This window comes from Persicobacter diffluens, assembly GCF_036244895.1.
In the GTDB taxonomy this organism is placed as follows: Bacteria; Bacteroidota; Bacteroidia; order Cytophagales; family Cyclobacteriaceae; genus Persicobacter; species Persicobacter diffluens.
Window position 1 is genome coordinate 332,255 of record NZ_BQKE01000004.1, and the last position, 20,923, is coordinate 353,177.

At 41.4% G+C, this 20,923-nt stretch carries 9 protein-coding genes; 5 read left to right on the forward strand and 4 right to left on the reverse strand.

Annotated elements, in window-relative coordinates:
* Nucleotides 1-4 precede the first annotated feature (4 nt).
* From AAA970_RS23305 to AAA970_RS23325, 5 genes are all read left to right on the forward strand, one after another.
* Nucleotides 5-1,600: a RagB/SusD family nutrient uptake outer membrane protein gene (locus tag AAA970_RS23305; protein WP_338239297.1), complete on the forward strand. Its 1,596-nt coding sequence runs from the start codon at nt 5-7 to the stop codon at nt 1,598-1,600.
* Nucleotides 1,601-1,657: 57 nt separating this feature from the next.
* Nucleotides 1,658-3,160, forward strand: a complete 1,503-nt coding sequence (locus AAA970_RS23310; protein ID WP_338239298.1) for an arabinan endo-1,5-alpha-L-arabinosidase — start codon at nt 1,658-1,660, stop codon at nt 3,158-3,160.
* 328 nt (nt 3,161-3,488) lie between these two features.
* The gene (locus AAA970_RS23315) at nt 3,489-5,483 is read left to right on the forward strand and encodes an alpha-L-arabinofuranosidase C-terminal domain-containing protein (protein WP_338239299.1); all 1,995 of its coding nucleotides are present in this window, start codon (nt 3,489-3,491) and stop codon (nt 5,481-5,483) included.
* 683 nt (nt 5,484-6,166) lie between these two features.
* Nucleotides 6,167-7,819: a family 43 glycosylhydrolase gene (locus AAA970_RS23320; protein WP_338239300.1), complete on the forward strand. Its 1,653-nt coding sequence runs from the start codon at nt 6,167-6,169 to the stop codon at nt 7,817-7,819.
* 255 nt (nt 7,820-8,074) lie between these two features.
* Nucleotides 8,075-9,883 (forward strand): glycoside hydrolase family 2 protein, encoded by a 1,809-nt coding sequence (locus AAA970_RS23325; RefSeq protein ID WP_338239301.1) that lies wholly within the window; start codon nt 8,075-8,077, stop codon nt 9,881-9,883.
* Between the two features lie 99 nt (nt 9,884-9,982).
* Here the strand turns inward: AAA970_RS23325 and AAA970_RS23330 are convergent, their stop codons facing one another.
* From AAA970_RS23330 to AAA970_RS23345, 4 genes are all read right to left on the reverse strand, one after another.
* The gene (locus tag AAA970_RS23330; protein WP_338239302.1) at nt 9,983-10,219 is read right to left on the reverse strand and encodes a type 2 periplasmic-binding domain-containing protein; all 237 of its coding nucleotides are present in this window, start codon (nt 10,217-10,219) and stop codon (nt 9,983-9,985) included.
* A 1,123-nt stretch (nt 10,220-11,342) separates the two neighbouring features.
* On the reverse strand, nt 11,343-12,971 hold the full coding sequence (locus AAA970_RS23335; protein WP_338239303.1) for a RagB/SusD family nutrient uptake outer membrane protein: 1,629 nt from the start codon (nt 12,969-12,971) through the stop codon (nt 11,343-11,345).
* Nucleotides 12,972-12,976: 5 nt separating this feature from the next.
* Entirely contained in the window at nt 12,977-16,114 is a 3,138-nt protein-coding gene (locus AAA970_RS23340; protein WP_338239304.1) for a SusC/RagA family TonB-linked outer membrane protein, read from the reverse strand.
* A 361-nt stretch (nt 16,115-16,475) separates the two neighbouring features.
* Nucleotides 16,476-20,663 (reverse strand): InlB B-repeat-containing protein, encoded by a 4,188-nt coding sequence (locus tag AAA970_RS23345; protein ID WP_338239305.1) that lies wholly within the window; start codon nt 20,661-20,663, stop codon nt 16,476-16,478.
* Nucleotides 20,664-20,923: the final 260 nt, after the last annotated feature.

The window sequence follows — 20,923 nt, forward strand, 5'->3', positions numbered from 1 at the left end:
TGATATGAAAAAGTTAAATATATTTATACTGTTTCTATCAGCAAGTATACTTTTTTCCTGCGATCATTTACTGGATCAGGTCAATCCAAACTTACCTACAGTTGATGACCATTGGAATAATGCTGATCAAGCTTTTGCGGGTGCTACTGCCTTATATAATGCGCTTATCACTGATGGGGCTTATATGAGAACTTTAGTCGGAGCGGCTGATAGTCGCGGAGATGATTTTAAAGGGGATAGCCCGGATGTTCGTATTGTGCAGATTGGAAAATTTATTGCCCAGTCAGATCAGGACATGTTGTCCTGGATCTGGAGAGATATGTACATCCTGAATTTCCGTGCCAATCAGGTGTTGACCTATGTAGAAGGAATGTCTGCAGAAGGAGAGCAGCGGATATTGGAGCCAGCACAGAAAAATAGGATTTTGGGGCAGGCTTACTTTATGCGTGCTTTGGCTTATTTTAATTTGGCTAATAATTTTCAGGTGGTGCCTTTAATCACGGCTTTGCCTCAGACGGAGGCAGATTATTATCCGGAGACAGCGACACAGGATGAGATCTGGGCACAGATTATCAGTGACCTGCAAATGGCGGAATCTCTTTTGCCGCTGGATTATTTAAGCGTCAGCGGACCGGACAACGGACATATTGGACGTGCAACGGCTGGCGCAGCAGCAGGCTTGTTAGGTAAAGTATATGTTTACCGCCAAATGTGGACGGAGGCAAAGGGACAGTTTGAAAAATTCTTTACCGGCGCCTACAAGGATATCTATGATTTGGCTCCTGAATATGCGCACAATTTTGATGAGGCACATGAAAATAATGTAGAATCACTTTTTGAAGTGCAGTTTACTACAGTGGGCGGTACCGACCATAACTGGGCAGGAGATCCGAATGCCAACTGGAAGGCGCTTTCAGGTTTAGCGGTGAGCTATGCTATGCCGGATCGTGGTTGGTCCGATTATACTCCTACTACTTGGATTCATCAGGAATATAAAAAGGAGCGTACTGCCGATGGAAAGCTTGATCCACGATTAAAAATAACTTTAGCATCTTATGAAGCTGAAGGAGAAGATGATTGGAACCTGGCCTATGGCAATCCATGGTTTCATGATCAGGATGCCGTTTACTGTAGCAAGTGGACCGGTAACCGGATAGGTTATTCGGATGACTGGACACTGGATATTTCCGGTGGAATTAATTACCGTGTTTTGCGTTTTGCCGATATCTTATTGCTTTATGCAGAAACCCTGAATGAATTGGGACAAACCGCTGACGCCTACCCTTATATTCAACGAGTGAGAACCCGTGCAGGACTTGCTGACCTGGCGACCACCATGCCAGGCTTAAGTCAGGATCAGATGCGTGAGCAGCTTTATCATGAGCGTGCCTTGGAGTTTGCGATTGAAGGACAGCGTATTTTTGATATTATCCGATGGGGTTGGTTATATGATTCCTCCATGTTAGAGGAATTAAAAGCCCGCGATGATGATTTCGAAACCTGGGTACCAGGACGGGAATATCTACCAATTCCTAGAACAGAATTGGATAATAACCCGAACCTTTCGCCTAATGATGCCAATCGCGCTTCAGGTAATTAATAAGATCCAATACTATCCGGGTGGCATTTAGCCCACCCGGATTAAATGATTTTTTCCATGAAAAAGACTTTTTTACTTTCATATATCGCATTCATATTCAGTGCGTTTTTGGTATCTTCCTGTATTCAAACCTTTGATGAGGTCTTTACGGAGACCGAATATCCGGAGGAGGAAGAAGAGGAGAGCCCTCAGGGACCTACAGATTTGGATAACATCTCCGATACTTATGCGGATATTGCAGCTTATGAAAATTCCCACCTGTGGGGGCCTTATAATTTGCATGATCCATCAGTAATTGATACAGGTGATGGTTGGTACTATTGCTATAGCACTGATGTGGCCTATGGGCAGACCCTTCGGGCGGGTATTATGGTGCGTAGATCCCGTGATTTGGTAGATTGGGAATACGTGGGTTGGGCCCTGGATGGTTTACCAGCTGAGGCCGTGAGCTATATTGAAGGACAGGGTGCTAATCCTAATGACGGTATTTGGGCACCTTATATCATGAAGGTGGGGAGTCAGTACCGCCTTTATTATTCATTAGCCTCAGATGGTTTTAGAATTAGTACCATTGGTTTATTGACTTCAAATTCTCCGGAAGGGCCTTGGACGGAAGCAGGCCTGGCAGTTAGTTCTGTTGAAAATGGTCCCGGCACCAATGCCATTGATCCCACAGTAGTCGTGACGCCTTCAGGGGAACATTATATGTATTACGGCTCGGCCTGGGACGGATTATTCATCGTTCAGTTAGATCCAGCAACTGGTTTGGCCATGAGTCCTGGCGATAGAGGTACACTGATCGTTAAACGAGGAATGACTAATGGTATCTATAATGGTAACTTGGAAGGTCCGGAGATTATTTATAATGAAGAGGAGCAGAAATATTATTTATTCGTAGCATGGGATTGGATTGATACCAAATACAATGTACGTGTGTATCGTTCAGATGCTCCAACAGGTCCTTTTTTGGATTGGAATGGAGTGGATGCGGCAAATCCAAATGATGATTATCCGCCGATGCTGATGGGCCCTTATGCTTTTGGTGATCATTATGGATATCAGGGCGTATCTCACCCCTCTGTTTTCAAGGCTACAGATGGTCATTATTATATCATGACGCAGGCGCGTCCGGCAATTGATCGGTTTTTCATGAATATGCACCTGCGCAGGTTGTTCTGGTCAGAGAATGGTTGGCCCATGATTTCTCCGGAGCGCTACGCCAATGTGGAACAAACGCCTATTACGGCTGATGAATTGATTGGTACCTATGATCAGGTATTGCATGTTTATGAAACCGTTCCGGGCTATGCCGACGAACAGGCCAATCCAAATATCTACTATTCCTTTGAAACGGTGCTTCATGCTGATGGTACCATTAACGGAGATCCTAACAATACCTGGACCTATGATGCGCCCAATTTAGAGTTAGTGTGGGGAGGAGAATTTGTTGATTCTTTCATCGTGTCCAGAGAGAGAGACTGGGAAAATAAAGTAGCCTCTACTATTGTAATGACCGGATTCAACGGTGGTGGATTGGCAATTTGGTTGAAAAAGAAATAATACACAGAGCAAATAAATATTTGGTATAGAGTGTGTTGAGGCTAAAATTCGTGACAAAAATTTGATTCTTGTAGAAGCGATAGCCGATTAAATTGAGAGAATAGCCTCCCTATTGTTGAGAATTATCTAGAATCGCTTCCATTTACCTAATTTGCAGTCGGAGGCAGCGCGCTTCAAAACACGCTAAAGAAATAGAGGTGAATGATCCTCTATTTCTTTCTTTCATTGACTGATATTCGCTTTGCATGTTTTGCCAGTGAAGGTAGGTCATTTCCATGTCTTCGGTCGATTATTATTCCATTCTTTATAATTATTAAACTGCTTACAAATGAAAAGAAATATATCTTGGGTGGTGTTGTTGGTTATGTTGGCTTTCTCTTCAAACCTTCAGGCACAAAGTGGTGAACAATTTCAGTTGAAAAATCTGAAATCTGCCATTGATATCCAGCCTACCATGTGGGGCATCTTTTTTGAAGATATCAATTTTGCTGCTGATGGTGGCTTGTATGCCGAAATGGTGAAGAACCGAAGTTTCGAGTTTGATACGCCGATGATGTCCTGGCAGGAAGCCAATGAGGAAAGTAATCCTTCTGAATTAGTGATTATTAATTTAGAGGACCTTAAACCTGAAAATCCGCGTTTCGCCAGATTGAAATTAAAAGGAAACTATACTTTGCTCAATGAAGGTTTTCGTGGAATGGGGGTAAAGAATGGGGATTTGTATAATTTTTCCATTCAAACGAAATTACAAAAAGGAGCAGCGCCGATGCGCATGAAAATCGCATTGGTCAATGCTGCCAATGAGGAAATTGGAGCAGCCGAATTGATGGTGGAAAATACTGCCTGGAGCACGATGAAGGCTTCTTTTACGGCCAAAGCAACAGAAGAAAAAGCCAAATTGCGTCTTACTTTTGAAGGGGAGGGGGAATTGGATATGGACATGATTTCGCTCTTTCCTCAGGATACCTGGAAGCAGCGTCCTGGTGGATTACGTAAAGATATCGTAGAAAAACTGGAGGCTTTACAACCCGGCTTCCTTCGTTTTCCTGGTGGTTGTATAGTGGAAGGCCGCGTATTGGCGGAACGTTATCAGTGGAAAAAAACCGTAGGTGCCATTGATCAGCGCACTGGATTGGTTAATCGTTGGAATACAGAATTTGACCATCGACTTACGCCGGATTATTTCCAGACATTTGGTTTAGGTTTTTATGAATATTTCCTTTTGTCGGAAGATTTGGGGGCTGAGGCATTGCCTATTTTAAGTTGTGGTATTGCTTGCCAGTTTAATACTGGAGAATTAGTGCCAATGGATCATTTAGATCCTTATGTGCAGGATGCTTTGGACCTGATTGAATTTGCCAATGGTGCCACTACTACGGCCTGGGGTAAGCTTAGAGCTGATATGGGGCATCCTGAGCCATTTAATTTGAAGTATATCGGTGTGGGTAATGAGCAGTGGGGACCACAGTATATTGAGCGTTATATTGTTTTTGAAAAAGCGATTAAGGCAAAATATCCGGATATGATTATTGTCTCAGGAACGGGTCCATTCCCTGATGGTGAGGATTTCGATTATGCTGCTAAGGAATTGAAGAAATTAAATGCTGAATTAGTGGATGAACACTACTATAACACCCCGGAGTGGTTTTTAAGTAATGCTAATCGATATGATGCTTATGACCGAAATGGACCGAAGATTTTTGCGGGAGAGTATGCTGCTCAAAGTGTGGCCATTGCGAGTCCGGACAATAAAAACAACTGGCAATGTGCTTTATCCGAGGCCGCTTTTATGACCGGTCTTGAGCGTAATGCGGATATCGTACACATGACCTCCTATGCACCGCTTTTAGCACATGCAGAAGCATGGCAATGGACGCCTGACATGATTTGGTTCAATAATCTGGAGTCTTATGCTACTCCTAATTATTATGTGCAGCAATTGTTTTCCAATCATGCTGGTAATAAAGTGTTGGATTTGAAGTATGGTAAACAGCCAGCCACTGGTGCAGATCAATTATACGCTTCTGCGGTTTTGGATGAGGCCAATAATCAGTTGATTTTGAAGGTGGTAAATGCTTCTGATAAGGATCAGGATAAACTCATCAAGTTGGGTTCAGATATTAAAATTAATACAAAAGCTGAGCAAATTATTTTGCAGAGCAAAGATTTGAAAGCGGAGAATGGTTTTAGCGCTCCGGAGCATATAGCGCCACAGCATAAAACGATTGAGGCTTCCAGCAAGAAAATGACCTTGCATTTGCCCGCACAATCTTTATCGATCTTCAAATTGGATTTGCAGTCCGTTAATGTACAAAGCCGTTAGGTTTTGCATAAACGCAAAATTGTTTTATAGGAATTCATTTCCATTTTTCATGCTTTTCCCATCGTTTAACTACTATAAAGTGTAACGATGGGAAAGCATTAACCTGATACTTACCACGCGCAAAGAGCTGACATTTAAATAGTAAGTTTTTTGTAATGGGAGATGAGGTATAAATGGGAGGGCAAATTGCCGATTAAGTTAATCAGATCAAATAAATAATGGGGTGGGAGAGGGAAGTTTAATTTACATTAAAGTGAATATTTAAAAGATTAACTGATTCGGCATTATCTAGCGATTTTGCGACTTAGTATGCAATTGAAGTTTCTTCATTTATTATATGCTAATTACTAAAAGTGGCCACTGCAATTTGTCAGTGGCTTTTTTTGTTTTCGATAGTAGCCTTGTTAGATATTTTATCGGGGCTGTGTGCAGGAAGGGAGTAGAATAGTGGATTATTTTTTTGACCAGTGGCGGGGCAGAGGGAGTAGGAAGTTGAGCAATAGATTTGCTTGGTCAATTTTATAATAAAAATCCGAAAATGGCTGAGGAGATTATGATCATTTTTTTGCGCGGGAGTGGCCCTTTGTGTTTGGCAAAGGGTTTGACAGGCTGCTTCCTGTTTTAGTTTTTTCTGAGGCTCAATAGCCTCTATTTATATTATTTTTCATTTAAATTTTAACCACATGACGTTATTTAATTTTTTTAAGTTGCGCAGTCACTCATTTTTGGTGTTATGGGGATTATTTTCCCTGGCATTTCTGAATGCAAGGGCTCAGGCTCCCAGCCATGATCCCTCCACCATGATTCGGAATAATGATGGCCGCTACTGGATTTTTACCACCGGGGATGGCATCTGGGCGATGTCTTCTTCTAATCCCGATTTCACGGATTGGCGTGTAGAAAATACGGTTTTTCCTATTGGAACATACCCTTCCTGGATTGATAATTATGTACAGGATTTTGGGGGATTCTTTTGGGCGCCGGAAGTGTTTAAGAGAAATGGACAGTATTATCTATATTATTCTTGTGCGGGTACAGGTGCTCCTGCCGCTATTGGATTTGCCACAGCGTCCGACTTAAGTGGCCCCTGGACAGACAGAGGGTTGATTGTAGCAGGTAATAATGCTATTGATCCGGCCATTTTGCAGGATGATGATGGCAGTGTATGGATGACCTGGGGGAACTGGCAAAGTGGGATTGATATCCTGCGATTGGATCCCAATACCGGTTATCGAGCGGATGGCAATACGTATCATCTGGTAAGTGGAGAAGTTGAAGGTCCTTCTATTTTGAAACGGGATGGTTATTATTATTTGTTCTATCAGCGTGGACTTTGCTGTAATGGCGTGAATAGCTCTTATTACAACGTAGTGGCCAGATCAACGAGTGTTACGGGTCCGTACACGGATGAACGTGTTTTCTTACCTAATAAAAATGGAAATATTATTGGTCCTGGCCATGTTGGCTACAGCTACGGTCGGTTGACTTACCATTACTACGATGGGAATGATAATGGCGCGGCCAAGTTGATGGTCACCACCATGGGCTATTCCAATGGCTGGCCTGTGGCCGGGGCAACGGATAATTTGGGACACTTCAATGGCACCTATTCTTTCACCGCCGCACATAGTGGCAAAGCAATGGATGTCTATAATTTCGGCACGGCCAATGGTACCAATATTGCCCAGTGGTCTTATTGGGGTGGCGATGCGCAGAAATTTATTGTTACCAATGAATATAATGATTGGCACAGAATTACTCCTTATATTGCGCAGGATAAGTCTTTAGATGTAAATGAAATCTCTACTACTGCAGGTGCCAATATTCAAATTTGGGAATACTGGGCTGGTGACGGACAATTGTTTAAAATACAAAATGCAGGTAGTGGTCGCTGGCGTTTGATCAATAAAAATAGTGGTCAGTGTTTGGATGTTTTGGATGCTGCTCAGGAAGACGGGGCCAATATCATTCAGTGGCCTTGTTTGGCCGGAAATACCAATCAAATGTTCGGTATGGTGATGCATTCCTCCAATACGCGTAGCCAGGTGGTACAGGAAGTTGATGATGAGTTGTCTGAGGATTCAATGGGGCAGGAAGGAATTTTGATATGGCCAAATCCGGCACGTGGGCAGTTCCATTTGAGTTTGGGCAATACTGTGGACATGGGGGCGCCAGTCAGCATGAAATTGGTTGCGACAGATGGTAAGGTAGTATATCAGGATCAATTTGCCTATCAGGAGAATATGACCATTAATCCTAATGCCAAGCCGGGGGTTTATACGCTAATTTTACAGACTAAAGCTGCATCTTTCCATCGAAAATTAGTAATACAATAGTATCTTTTACTATAAGCCGAAAATGAGTTGCTTGGCTGGAGTTGTTGAATCTTGCCTTACATTATTAGGCTTAGCATATCAGTAAAAAGTGGGTTCTTCTATTCGGAGGAACTCACTTTATTGCAGCCTGCAGATTAAGGTCTATCAGGTGGTGGCGGCGTTGATTAACGAAATATTTTTTTGGTTTTCAAATAGACCCACTCTGCCTAATATTTATTTTTAAATAAAAAATTCTACTTTTTTAATTAGTGAATAATGATATCAAAAAAAATTTTATTTTATTTCTTCGGTATTTTTTTCCTTTCTGCCTCAGTTGTTTACGGGCAAGGGATTTCCATATCCAATACGATGAATCGTAATTATCAAAGCCTAAACGGTAAGTGGAATTATATCCTGGATCCATATGAAACCGGTGGGATGGGAGGTCGTGCTATAATTGAAAATTATATTCCCAAAGACAAGTCCGATCGGGTGGAATACGGTTTTGCCAGCGGGAAAACCCTTTGGGTACCGGGCAGTTGGAATATGCAGCATCCGGAATTGACCTATTATGAGGGCAGCCTTTGGTATAGAAGGTCTTTTGACATGTCCCAAATGAAGGAGGATAAACGTTATTTTATATATTTGGGCGCGGCTAATTATAAAACCACGGTCTCTATTAATGGGAAAGAAATTGGCCAGCATGAAGGTGGATTTACCCCCATTTGTTTTGAGTTAACTTCTCATCTGAAGGAAAAAGATAATCAGTTAATTGTTGGCGTTAATAATAGCCGGGCCGATGATAATATTCCCTCCAAAGTAACAGATTGGTTCAATCATGGGGGTATTATCAGAGAGGTAAAAGTTTTAGAGGTGCCAGAGACTTTTATCAATAATTATTTTCTGAAATTGGAGAAATCTTCCCTCGGCTTGAAAAGAAAACAGATTCAAGGAAAGCTTCAGCTGTCTGGCAGCGAATTGCCGGAATTTGCTCATATCAGTATTCCTGAATTAAATATGGATTATAAAATCAAACTGAATAATAATAAAGAGGTAGCATTTTCTTTTGATGTAAAAAATTTGAAATTATGGTCTCCGGAAAATCCAAAGTTGTATAAGGTAATTCTGGAAGCCGGAAAGGATAGGATGGAAGACCTAATAGGTTTTAGAACGGTAGAGACCAAAGGAAAAGAAATCTTACTTAACGGAAAACCTGTTTTCTTAAAAGGCATTTGTTTACATGATGAAAACCCCTTACGGGAAGATCGGGCTAATGTGGAGGAAGATGCAGCTTTAGTTTTGAATTGGGCACAGGAATTGGGTTGTAATTTTATACGGCTTGCCCATTATCCGCATCAGGAAAAGTTGGTGAGAATGGCTGATCAGCGGGGCATCCTGCTATGGGAGGAATTACCGCTTTATTGGGGTATCCAATGGGACAATCCTCAGGTGCTAGAAAAGGCCAAGCAACAATATACCGAACTGATTAACCGGGATTATAATCGTGCCAGTACGATTATCTGGTCTATTGCCAATGAAACGGCCCCCATTCCTGCTCGTAATCAATTCTTGTCAGAATTGGCCGATTATATCCGGTCGGTAGATGACAGTCGTCTGATTTCTGCAGCCTGTAAAAAAGATCAGGAACTGGATGGGCATCCTGATGCCGTCTACACGTATAATGATCCGATTATGGACAAATTGGATATTATCAGCCTTAATGAATATTTGGGTTGGTATGGAGGGCTTCCCGAAGAGTGCCGAAAAAAAACTTTTAAAATGGGGAAGGAAAAACCGGTTATTGTCAGTGAATTTGGAGGGGGTGCCATGCAGGGTTTTCATGGGGATAGCCTGACGCGATGGAGCGAAGAATTTCAGGAGTATCTGTATAAGGAGAGCATTGAAATGTTTGATCAAATTGATGGTTTGGTGGGCATGACTCCCTGGATATTAGTGGATTTTAAATCACCATTAAGGCAATTGCCTGAGGTGCAGGACGGTTGGAATAGAAAGGGCCTGATTTCCGAAAAGGGACAAAAGAAAAAGGCATTTTATCAATTGCAACAATATTATAATACTAAATAATTGACTTTTGGATAGCGTATTTTAGGGTAAATAGGGTCTACTATTAGCAAGTGGTATTTCATCCCCGGCGAAATAATTTTGTCCGGGGATTTTTTTGGTTTAACGCCACTGTACCCGAAAAAAGCGTTCATTTTTCTTGAAATGACTGGGAATATGCGCTAAAATACTTTTTCTTAACTCATCCAATATTAACTCCTTCGTAAAATTTTTGTGCGTTACGAGGCTGATTTCTCTGGAGGGCTCTGGCTGGTTAAATCTTCTGGTATTGGATTGATCTTGCTCGGCTTTATAGGCTAATTCCGGGATTAGCGTAAAACCAGGTAAGTGGTGAAGCATTTGTTTTAAGGTTTCCAATGACCCTCCCTCTAAATGCATAATCAATCAAAAGCATTATAATTCAACCTTTTTTGATCCGGTACAACTAGTTCCTGTCGACTAATTGGTGTAAAAATGGCTGTGGCGATTATTAGAAGTGGTTTCTTTTTTATTGGCCTGTAAATCAGGATGGTCAATTTTTTTTTGAATTTTGGTTTTTCTTTTGGATTGGTTGTGCTTTAATTTTTTTTCAAGTTGATTTTTGTTTTGGGAACCTGTTATTCCGTATGCTCCTGTGACTAAACTAATTTGAGAATTACCGCCAAAAAAACTATTGGAAGCAGCGAAATAAGAGCCCATAATACCTTTTTGGTTCTAGGCATAAAAACCAGGGAAAGTGCACATAATAATATTGCAAATATATAACTCGTAAATCCATATTCTTCAAACAGATAAGACTCTTTTGTGAAAATCTCAAAAGTTATAGATTCCTTTTTCAAGAGTGGTTGATCATAGGGTAGGTAGGTATAAATGGTATACAAGAAGAAGCTAAGATTAGCAATGGAAAGTATTCCAATGATTTTCTCTTTCATATTTTATATTGTTCAATCAGGAACGCACTTCCCATTTGCGTTTGACTTTTAAAATGGGAGTGAGTAAAATTTATGTCAGTTCAATAATTAAAATATCACTAATAATTTAGAGTATAACACAAAAGTAATGCAAATACTCAAGATAAGGATAGGGTGGTATGGGTAAATAAATTATATTTTGTACTTGTATATTTTTATAGCATGTAAATGAGAAGCTTGACGTCTCAAAATTTTTCATATCATCCGACCGTATATTCGGCTTATTAAACCGGATGATTCATGCTTAAATCTTCTTTTATTCAGAAGGTAGGGAAAATGAAGGAATCGCTTCCTATCTCTAGTTTTTTCCAACAAAGCGGATGATTGAGGAGAAAGCAGGCAAAACCCACATTGGGGCTATTAATTATCAAAGCATATGCCTGTAATGCAATTAAGCGCTTTGACTTGTTTCTATAAATCTAACAGTTAATAATTCAGCTTTAAAAAAAAAGAGGCCACTCCATAATGTTATTGAGCTAGCCTCTTTCAAATTTACTGTTTATTAATGCATCCTACTGATAAGCAGGATTTTGTTTAAATTGATCACTTTGGTTTAAGTCAAGTGCTGCTTGTGGGATGGGTCTTAATATTTTTAATTCCCCACCGTTTCCAACAAAATTACTTTCCTCCACTAATCGGTTGTATTGGGAAGCCCTTTTCACGAGGGTTCCAGTTCTTTTTAAATCGAACCACCGTTTGTATTCTCCCAATAATTCACGACCTCTTTCATCCAGTATGTAATTAATATCAAATTCGGCCAAGCTAGCTTCGACTGCTCCTGCCCGCTTCCTGACAGTATTCAATCGGTCTAAACCCGTTTGGGCCTGTCCTGCCTGTAAATAGGCTTCCGCAGCAATTAAATAAGTTTCCGCCAGGCGGGATATTATTACGTCTCGACTACTGGTTCGGCTATTTCCTGCCGCATAGAGTGATTTTGGATCATCAAACTTTTTAATGGAAATAGTGGAGAAATCCAGATTGGAGTCTCCCGTATCCGGGTTGGAATCATAAAAGCTATGGTAGAAGGCCTCCGGATGTGCAGCTCTAAAGGCGGTACTATCAGCAGGTGTAAACCACTTTGGTGCATAAAAATGGCTAACATCAAGTGTAGGGTGATCCGCTACATCTACATCATAAAAGTCATAATAGCGATCATAAATCTTAGTCATAAAGGTGACTTCATAACGACTATCTCCTTCTTCGAATAATTCCATCGCATATAGAGAAGGCGAGGTAGAGGCCATTTTATAAGGGTTGTCTCCCGCTACTTCAGAACCCCCAAGGTAGGGGCCAAAGAAGTTTTGCATCCGATTTCCTAATTCAGAAGGGTTAGTACTAATGGAGGCTTGAGAAAACTGTACAGAAAATAGTACTTCCTCATTCATCTCATTACCAGGCGTCCAGAGCTCGGCAAAGGATAAGTTTAATCCTTGCCCTTCAATTGCCTCATCGGCGTACTGTGCTGCCTTTTGAAAATCATCAGATGCGCCATAGCTTTGATATCCTCTGGTTAAATGCACTTTGGCCAAAAGGTCTACCACAGCTCTGCGGGTAACCATTCCCTCAAAGGCGCCATTTTTCACCCGGTTTCTGGCGTCTTCCAGATCCTGAATGATAAAAGCATATATTTCTTCCTCAGTGTTTCTGTCTATTTTCGTGATGGCCTCTGTTACCGGCATATCGATTAAGCTAACTCCGCCATAAGTTTGCACCAGATAAAAATAGGAGAGTGCGCGGATAAATTTTGCCTCGCCCACTAATCGATCTACATCTGCTGTTTGTTCGGTAATATCGCCATAGTAGACCGCATTATTGGCCAATTGTATACTTTTGTAGCAATTAATGTATAGAAAATCAACTCCTTCTGAGTTTGAATTTAAATTAGTATATCTGGAAAGGCCTATGGGTGCGGGATCTCTTCCCTCCGTATAGAGATCGGTGCCGGAGATAAACAACCAGGGATGCTGTCCTAAATATTCTCTTAAAGAAGAATAGGTGGCATGGACCAAGGATTGGTAGCCTGCAGAAGTGGCATAATAGTCTTCCGCTACTACATTGGATTTTATTTCCTCTTCTAAAAAGTTTTCACAAGCGGAAAAACTAAATAAAACAATAAATAGATATATCAGATTTTTTTTCATGATTTCTAGAATTTAACATTTAGGCCCATTTGATAAACAACCGTACTTACGCGGCCCACCCCCAAATCAGCTTCTGCCCATTCCGGATCCCAACCATCGTAAGCCGAGAATACGAAGGGATTTAATACATTGGCGTAAACTCTGAGATTGGAAAGTTTTACTTTTTCTAAAGTACTTGCCGGGAAGGTGTAACCAATGGAAATGTTATTGATTTTTACGAAAGAAGCATCATGATAATACCCTACACCATCGTTTCTCCAATAAGTACCTTCGTTTCGTGGCTGAGGCAAAACATTGGAGTTTTGTGCCCGAACACCCACATTGTTTTCTGGTACGTACCATTCTCCCCAATCAAGTTTTTGACGACCACGGTCTCTTACATTATTAAAATTCTCATGAAAGGGGCTATAGGCCAATACGCCCTGCTGGGTGGAAATCGTAAGACCCATATCCCAATTGCCTACATTTAATCGTGAGATGATACCGCCAGTCCAGTCCGGATTAGAGCTTCCCAGGAATACCCGGTCATCGTCAGGAGAAATTGCCCCATCATTATTGATATCTTTTACCCGTGCTTCTCCTTCAGTTTGATTATAGGATTCTGCCTGGTCTTTTTCATGGGCATGCCATACCCCATCAAACTGATAATTGTAATGGACATCTATCGGTTGTCCGATGAACCAGCCGTTTCCTATATCAACTTCTTCTGACTGCCCGTAGATAGATTCAATACTGTTGACATTTTTGGAAAAGGTGAAGATGGTTTCCCAGGTCACCTTTGCTGTTTTGATATTGGTGGTGGTCAGCATGATTTCCGCCCCTTTATTGCGGACAGATGCTGCATTAGCACGAATAATTTCAAAGCCGGTTTCCAAGGGTAATTTTTGATCTACCAGTAAGTCGTCAGAAAGCCTGTTATAGATGTCGATAGATCCACGGATCCGATGATCCAATAAAGAAAAATCTAAACCAAAGTTTAGTTCTGAAGTAGTCTCCCAGCCCAAATTTTTGTTAGCCAGGGTGGCAGCAGACCAGCCTGTAACTGGCTTTGCCCCATAGTTATAATAGCTTTGAGCGGTTAGCGCATTCATTGATGAATATGCCGCCACATTATTGTTACCGGTCACCCCATAAGAAACTCTCACTTTTAGGTCGGAAACAAATTTCAAATCCTGCATAAAATCTTCGGATTTCAATTTCCAGGCCACTGCGGCAGAAGGAAAAGATGCCCATTTGTTGCCTAATGCCAATTGTGATGAGCCATCCCAACGATTCGTTAAGGTTAATAAGTACTTTTCGTTAAGAGCGTAATTCAAGCGCGCAGCAAAAGAGGCCAGTTGGAATTTTTGGAATCCATTTTGCATATAAAAGCTTCCTTGCTGGCCGGAACCTACGTTATAGAATTCAGTATCGAATGGTTGTTCCCTTGAGGACATCAATGAATTTTCATATCGATCAACGAAAATGGACTGTAGGCCAAGGAAGTTAAATCGGTGTATTCCCACTTCTTTGTTGATGTTAAACTGGTTGTCCCAGGTATAGTTGAAGTTCTCGTTTTGAATAATTTCCGACATTGGCAACCCACCATTATTGGTTCCGTTTTGAGTCTCTGATCCCCAGGACAATCCTTGCCTGGAAGATCTGAGGCTACTGGAAAAGGCTGATCGGAAACTTAACCAATCTGTTGCTTTATAATCCACATAAGCATTAGTTAATAGGTTCCAGTCCTTAGTAACATTATGCGAATTGGCAATTTCCAGTAATGGATTAATAGTACTGGTTTTATTCACTACCATGGTTCCGGAGGGATCTGTTAATTTGCCAGGCATTAAGAATAATTCCCCATCTATTTCATTGTGGTTATCATCTATTGCATATGGGCTCATCATTGGGCTGAGGCGAAAAGCTTCCTGCATCGCGATGCTACTTCCTTGCTCAATTTCAGTATGCGCTAAGGTAATATTTGCACCAATTTTCAAACTTTTACTAAATTCCTGATCCATTCCAAGGCGTAAGGTGAGTTTTTCAATGCCTTCATTCTCTATCACCCCAGTCTCTTTTTGGTGGCCCAGGCTGAGCGTATATGCCGATCCACCATTTCGGTGTGTCAGATTCACATTGTTATTGGTTTGGATCCCATTTTTCAGGACAGCATCATACCAGTCAAAATAATAATTATCGTCAAATCTTTGTCGGAGCACCTCATTGGAGGAAAGTGGTAATACCGCATCATAGAAGGATTCGGGAGTGTGAGACTCCAAATCACTAACGGTGGCTAAGTAAGCGGACATATGGTATTCCTGCCATTTCTCCGAACCCATCATTTTGGGCAGTCTTGCAGGTGTTTTTATCCCCACAAAGGAGTCAAAAGTAATGCTGGTACCAGAAGGGATCGCATTACCTTTTTTGGTGGTGATGATCACGACCCCGTTGGTCGCTCTGGATCCATAAATAGCTGCTGAGGAGGCATCTTTTAAGATATCCATTTTAGCGATGTCCTGAGGGTTAAGGAAATCTATATTGTCCACAATCGCCCCATCTACTACAAACAGTGGGGAGTTCGCGCCATCTTGTAGCGTGTTTTTACCGCGAATAGTGATGGAGAAGTTGTCGCCTACCACACCGGTGGAATTATTAATCTGAACCCCTGCTACCGCTCCCTGAAGTGCCTGAACCGGGCTGGTTGTTCCTCTTTCGGTAAGTGTTTTAGCTTCCACATCTATAATGGATCCGGTCAGGTCTGATTTTTTTACCGTTCCGTAACCCACTACGACTACTTCTTCCAGGGTTTCGGTATCTTCTTTTAGAATAATTTCTATCATGGATTGGTTACCCACGAGGATCTTTTCCTCTTTATACCCTACATAGGATACGAGTAGCGTAATTTTACCATCCGGTAATTTGAGGATGAATTTTCCATATTGGTCGGTGGTGGTACCTTGTGAGGTGCCTTCAATAATGAGGTTTACCCCTGGAAGAGCGAAGCCCGAAGGGTCAGTTACCAATCCTTCAATTTGTTTCTGAGCAAATGTAGGATGGAGAAATAGAGGGCTTAAAACGAATAAAAGGAGCAGATACATTTTTCTGAGTCGATGCTCACCTTTCATTTTTAGCCAATGAAATCGTAAAAAATTATTTCTCATGTGTAAAAAAGGTTTTTGTGAAAAAAATAATGTTAGTGTTAATTAACATTTCCATAAATAGTTTATTTGACATAAAAAGTTAGCTACAAGAGCCAAGGTTGGTTTCAGAAGTATCACTGTTGCTGTTCATTAGTAATGAAATTATTGATTTACCTGTATGCTTTTCAAGCTGAATTCAGGATTTCGAAAAAATGATATTTAAATATGCTTATTTGGTAAGGATAGACCTTTTTTGTTGAGAGGGTGACTGGTTAAAAGGTTGTAAATGTGTTATTTTACTCTTTTTTAACGCTGTTTTAATTGATGAGGCCTATAAAAAAAGGCCTCTGGTGAAAGGCCTTTTTATAAGTATTATAACTATTTATTTTTTAATAAAAACTTTGAAGTTGGTATATCCAGATGTTCGTAATTGTATTATATAGGTTCCCGGGCTTAGGTCGCCTACATATATACGATTTTCTAACAGTCCATCCATTTTTAGATACTCTCTTCCTCCCAAATCAAGAATTCTCAACTGACCGCTTTGTAATTGATCATTTTCCAATTCATAATACAGGAATTCTGAAGTTGGGTTGGGGTATACCAATAGCTGGGGTAAATTAGCTTGTTCGCCAAAAATTCGCTGATTTTGCGCAATTTTACCGACCCCTGCATTAGCTAATACATACTGAGGAACTTCAGCACTTGAGATTAGGGCATTTGAATACGGATAAGGAATGTTGGCTACACAACTAAGGGGTTCATAAACATCATCCCTTGATAAATCCCAACTGACATTGTCAAAGCTATTGCCTATTTCTTCTGTCTTCCCTAAAGTACTGGTATAAGCCGAAACGATGGGGTTATGTGAGTTTTTGAAATAGTTGTTTTCCACTTTTAAACAAGCCCCCATTCTACTATTAATTCCCGTGGACACTACACCTAAATAATAGTTATTAAATATATGGCCATTTCCGTGGCGGAAAAGGGGCATTCTGGAATTGACATTTTCAAACAGGTTGTGGTGCATAGTCAGCTTACGGTCATGACTATCACTGGAAGAAGAACCCACGAGCATCATTTTCCAGCTATCATGTAAATAATTATAGGAGTAAGTAATGTATTCGGAATCTGATTTGGCATCCAGTAGCCCATCGTAGTAATCTTTATCAACACCCTGATATTCTGCATAAAGCTCGCAATGATCAATCCAGATATGATCCGTCGGACCTTCAATGCTGATAGCGTCCTTATCCCCGATATTCACGTGGTGTACAATCACATTTTGTACAATGATATTTCCGGATTTTACGATCTTTATTCCAATACCGTTAAACTCTCCTGAAGTGCCTACTCCTATGATGGAAACATCACGAACCTCTTTGATATCAATTTTCGAGGCGCTTGTGGTATTTGATGGGGTAATGGTACCGTTAACATAGATGGTTATGGGCTCAGTAATGATGCCTTTTCGCTTTTGATAAATTAAATCCAGGATACAGTCGCCCGTATTACAGGTATAACTAAGGCCTCCTTGTCCTCCGGTAGTGCCACCATTCATAGCAGCATAACCCACAGGTCCATCGGTGGAGGGTGGATTAGTACCACCTTCCTGACTGAAATTGGCCACTACGGTTTTATGGTTATCCATCGTCAGAGAAAGTGGGTTACTCGCACTGCTTACATCTCCGGACCATCCTGTAAAAATGTAACCGTTTGATGGGCTGGCTGTAATTTCTACTATACTTCCTGCGGCATAGCTTCCGCTGCCTGGGTTAACACTACCATTTCCATTAGTCGATACGTTGAGGTTGTAGTAATCCTCAGCTGGGTTATCGGTACCGGTGGCATAGTATACTTCAAATTCTGCAATTTTTGGTGCACTATTGGCATCAGTGATTACCAGGTTGATTTTACTTAGGCTTACCTCTTCGAATGAAATTAACTTCTCAGTGCCAAGGCCATTTCCGGTGGCTAAAGTATTACCGTTATCATGATTCACAATACTCCAATTTCCCACCACATCGCCAATTTCTTTAATGATGACGGTATTACAAGTGACCTTGCTTCCCCACTTCACGGAAATTCGTTCATTATTTGTTCCGGAAGGTTCCCAGGAAGTACTTAGGTTTCCATCCCTGACATTGCCATAAGAACTACCGTTACCTTTGCTGCTACCATCTGCACCCGGGCTTGGACCGCTAATGGCTAAATTATCCCCCAAGTCGACGGAGGTCGTTTGCTCTATGAAATTCGCAGTGATGTTCTTGTGTCCATCTACGGTAATCTGTAAAGGGTTATTGCTGCTATTAATATCTCCCGACCAGCCATTAAACTTCCAACCCTGTTCCGGGCTGGCCGAAATGGATAGGCTGCTTCCCTCCGCATAGCTGCCAGAGGGAGGATTTACGCTGCCTTGCCCCTGAATATTGACTTGTACATTATATTCGGCGATGGCGCTTTCTTCAAAATTGGCGGTAATATTTTTGTCACTGTCCATGGTGATTTGCAATGGATTCTCGGATCCGGAGGCATCACCACCCCAATGGCTGAACTGATAGCCTTCGGCTGCAGTGGCTTCAATACTAAGGCTGGTGCCTTCCTCATAATTTCCACCTTCCAGGCTTAAATTGCCCTGCCCTGAAATACTGGTTGTCAATTTATAGGTGAGCGGGGATACCGTTCCATCTGCGAGATATACTTCAAATTCTGCAATTTTTGGAGCTGAAGAAGCGCTTAAAATTTCCAGGTTGATCTTGGAAAGATTTACTTCTGAGAATGTAATTACTTTGGAGGATCCCAGACCGCTACCACTATTTAAAATTTCATCTGTATCATGGTTTTTTAATTGCCAACTACCCACCACATCACCAATTTCTTTAATAATGACCGTATTACAACTCACACTTCCAGACCATTTTATGGAGATTCGCTCATTGGAGGAAGACCCTGGCTGCCAGTAGGAGGTCAGGTCTCCATCCCGACTGTTTCCATATGAAGTGCCACTGGCTTTACTGGAACCATCCGCTCCGGCGCCTGAACCTGTTATCGCTAAATTTGATCCCAGCTCTCCGGGAGTAGTTCCGCCTCCATTATCACCCTCTTCTTCAAAGATAGCGGTGACCGACTTGTTGCTGTTCATGTTGAGGCTAATGGGATTGGAGGTTCCGCTGATATCTCCTGACCAGGAGGCAAATACCCAGCCTTCCGATGCGGTAGCTTGCAGATTGATCACCGAGTTGGCGTCAAAAGTTCCGGAAGAAGGAGAAACGCTTCCTGCTCCGCTAATGGTAGTGGTGAGCTGATAAGAGGAGGGTGGGTTAACTTCCCCACCATATTCAATGGCTCCTAAGTCAGGTGCTGATCCGTTATATCCCAAGCCAGTGTCAGTGCAACCGGCATCGATGAGCTTACTTCCGGCTGCCAGGTGTAAAAAACCATTGCTGATAGGATCTTTATCCGGGCCTGGGGTCATCGTTTGGAAATCGGAACTGCTGGCGGATATCGTCCAATTCCAACTACTATTGGTATCGTCCAATGCATTACAACTTTCCGGAGCATTCCCTCGGATTCTATCCGTATGCGCACCATTCAGAGTGATGTTATTGCGCCAGATATGGGTAGCATTATCTCTGGTGTGATAATTATAGTCTTGATTGTTGTAAGAGGTATTGTTGTAGAATTTTATGCTTCCTACATTTCCATTATCTGTAAAACCATGTTTTCCATTGTTAAATGCGATGCAGTTTTTTACGATGTGATTAATATTATGAGCTGAGGACCCTAATTTATAGCCATTTTTATCGCCTCCGCCTGAAGTACTTCCATCGCTTAATGTACCATTATGATGGGCAATACAATTTTCGAAAGTGACGATCCCTATCGGGCCGGTAGAGGATTTGGTGTAAAGGTCCCATCCATCATCAATATTATGATGCGCTACACATCCCCTAAAAATATTCCCTTCCCCGGAAGTGAGTTTAGCGGCAAAGCCATCGGCATCCTCATTACCGCTATCCGCATTGTCATGAGACTCACAATTCAGGATAAGATTATGAGAGGGCCATTCGGAAATGGAATTGGCACTGGTGTTATAGCGGCTCAGCTGCAGGCCAGTATCATGGTTATATCGGAAAACACATTCCTCTATAATGCAATGATTTCCTGAAAGGAGCATGCCGTTGTCTCCCGCTTTTTCTATAATTATTCCTTTCCAATGCCAATAATAGGCATCCTGAACGATCCCCCGACTGGAAGAATTTTCAATATCATCAAATTGTAAAATGGGGGTTTCTCCCTCATAAGCAAATACGCTAATCATGGCGGAGGCGGAACCATTTTTGCTGCGATCAATCATAAAGGTATTGCCCATTGAATAAGTACCACCCCTGAGGTAGATATAATCACCAGCCTGTATAACACTGACAGCTTTTGCGAAAGTTTTAAAAGGGTTACTGATACTTCCACTTTGGCTGTCGTTTCCGGAAGGGGAGACATAATAGTCTGCGGCCCTGGCAGAACTCATGATGAGACACAGCAAGGCTACAAATATTTTAAATTTTATCTTCATTTTATTTTCTATTTTATTCCTTACGGAATAGGGTTCATTAAAAAAATTTGTGAAGATTATGGCCTAGGAACATAATCAATAAATACTATTGGATATCCATATCTATTTTAATGACTTTCTCATGACGATGTCAAGGTGATTAGGTATAAATACCTAAAAACCGCTGAATAGGGCAAAAAGAATTTTTTTTGGGCTTTTAAATGCGTGGAATTGAGTTGGGTTAGTATTCAACCAAGTTATTAACCTGCAAATTTAGAGGG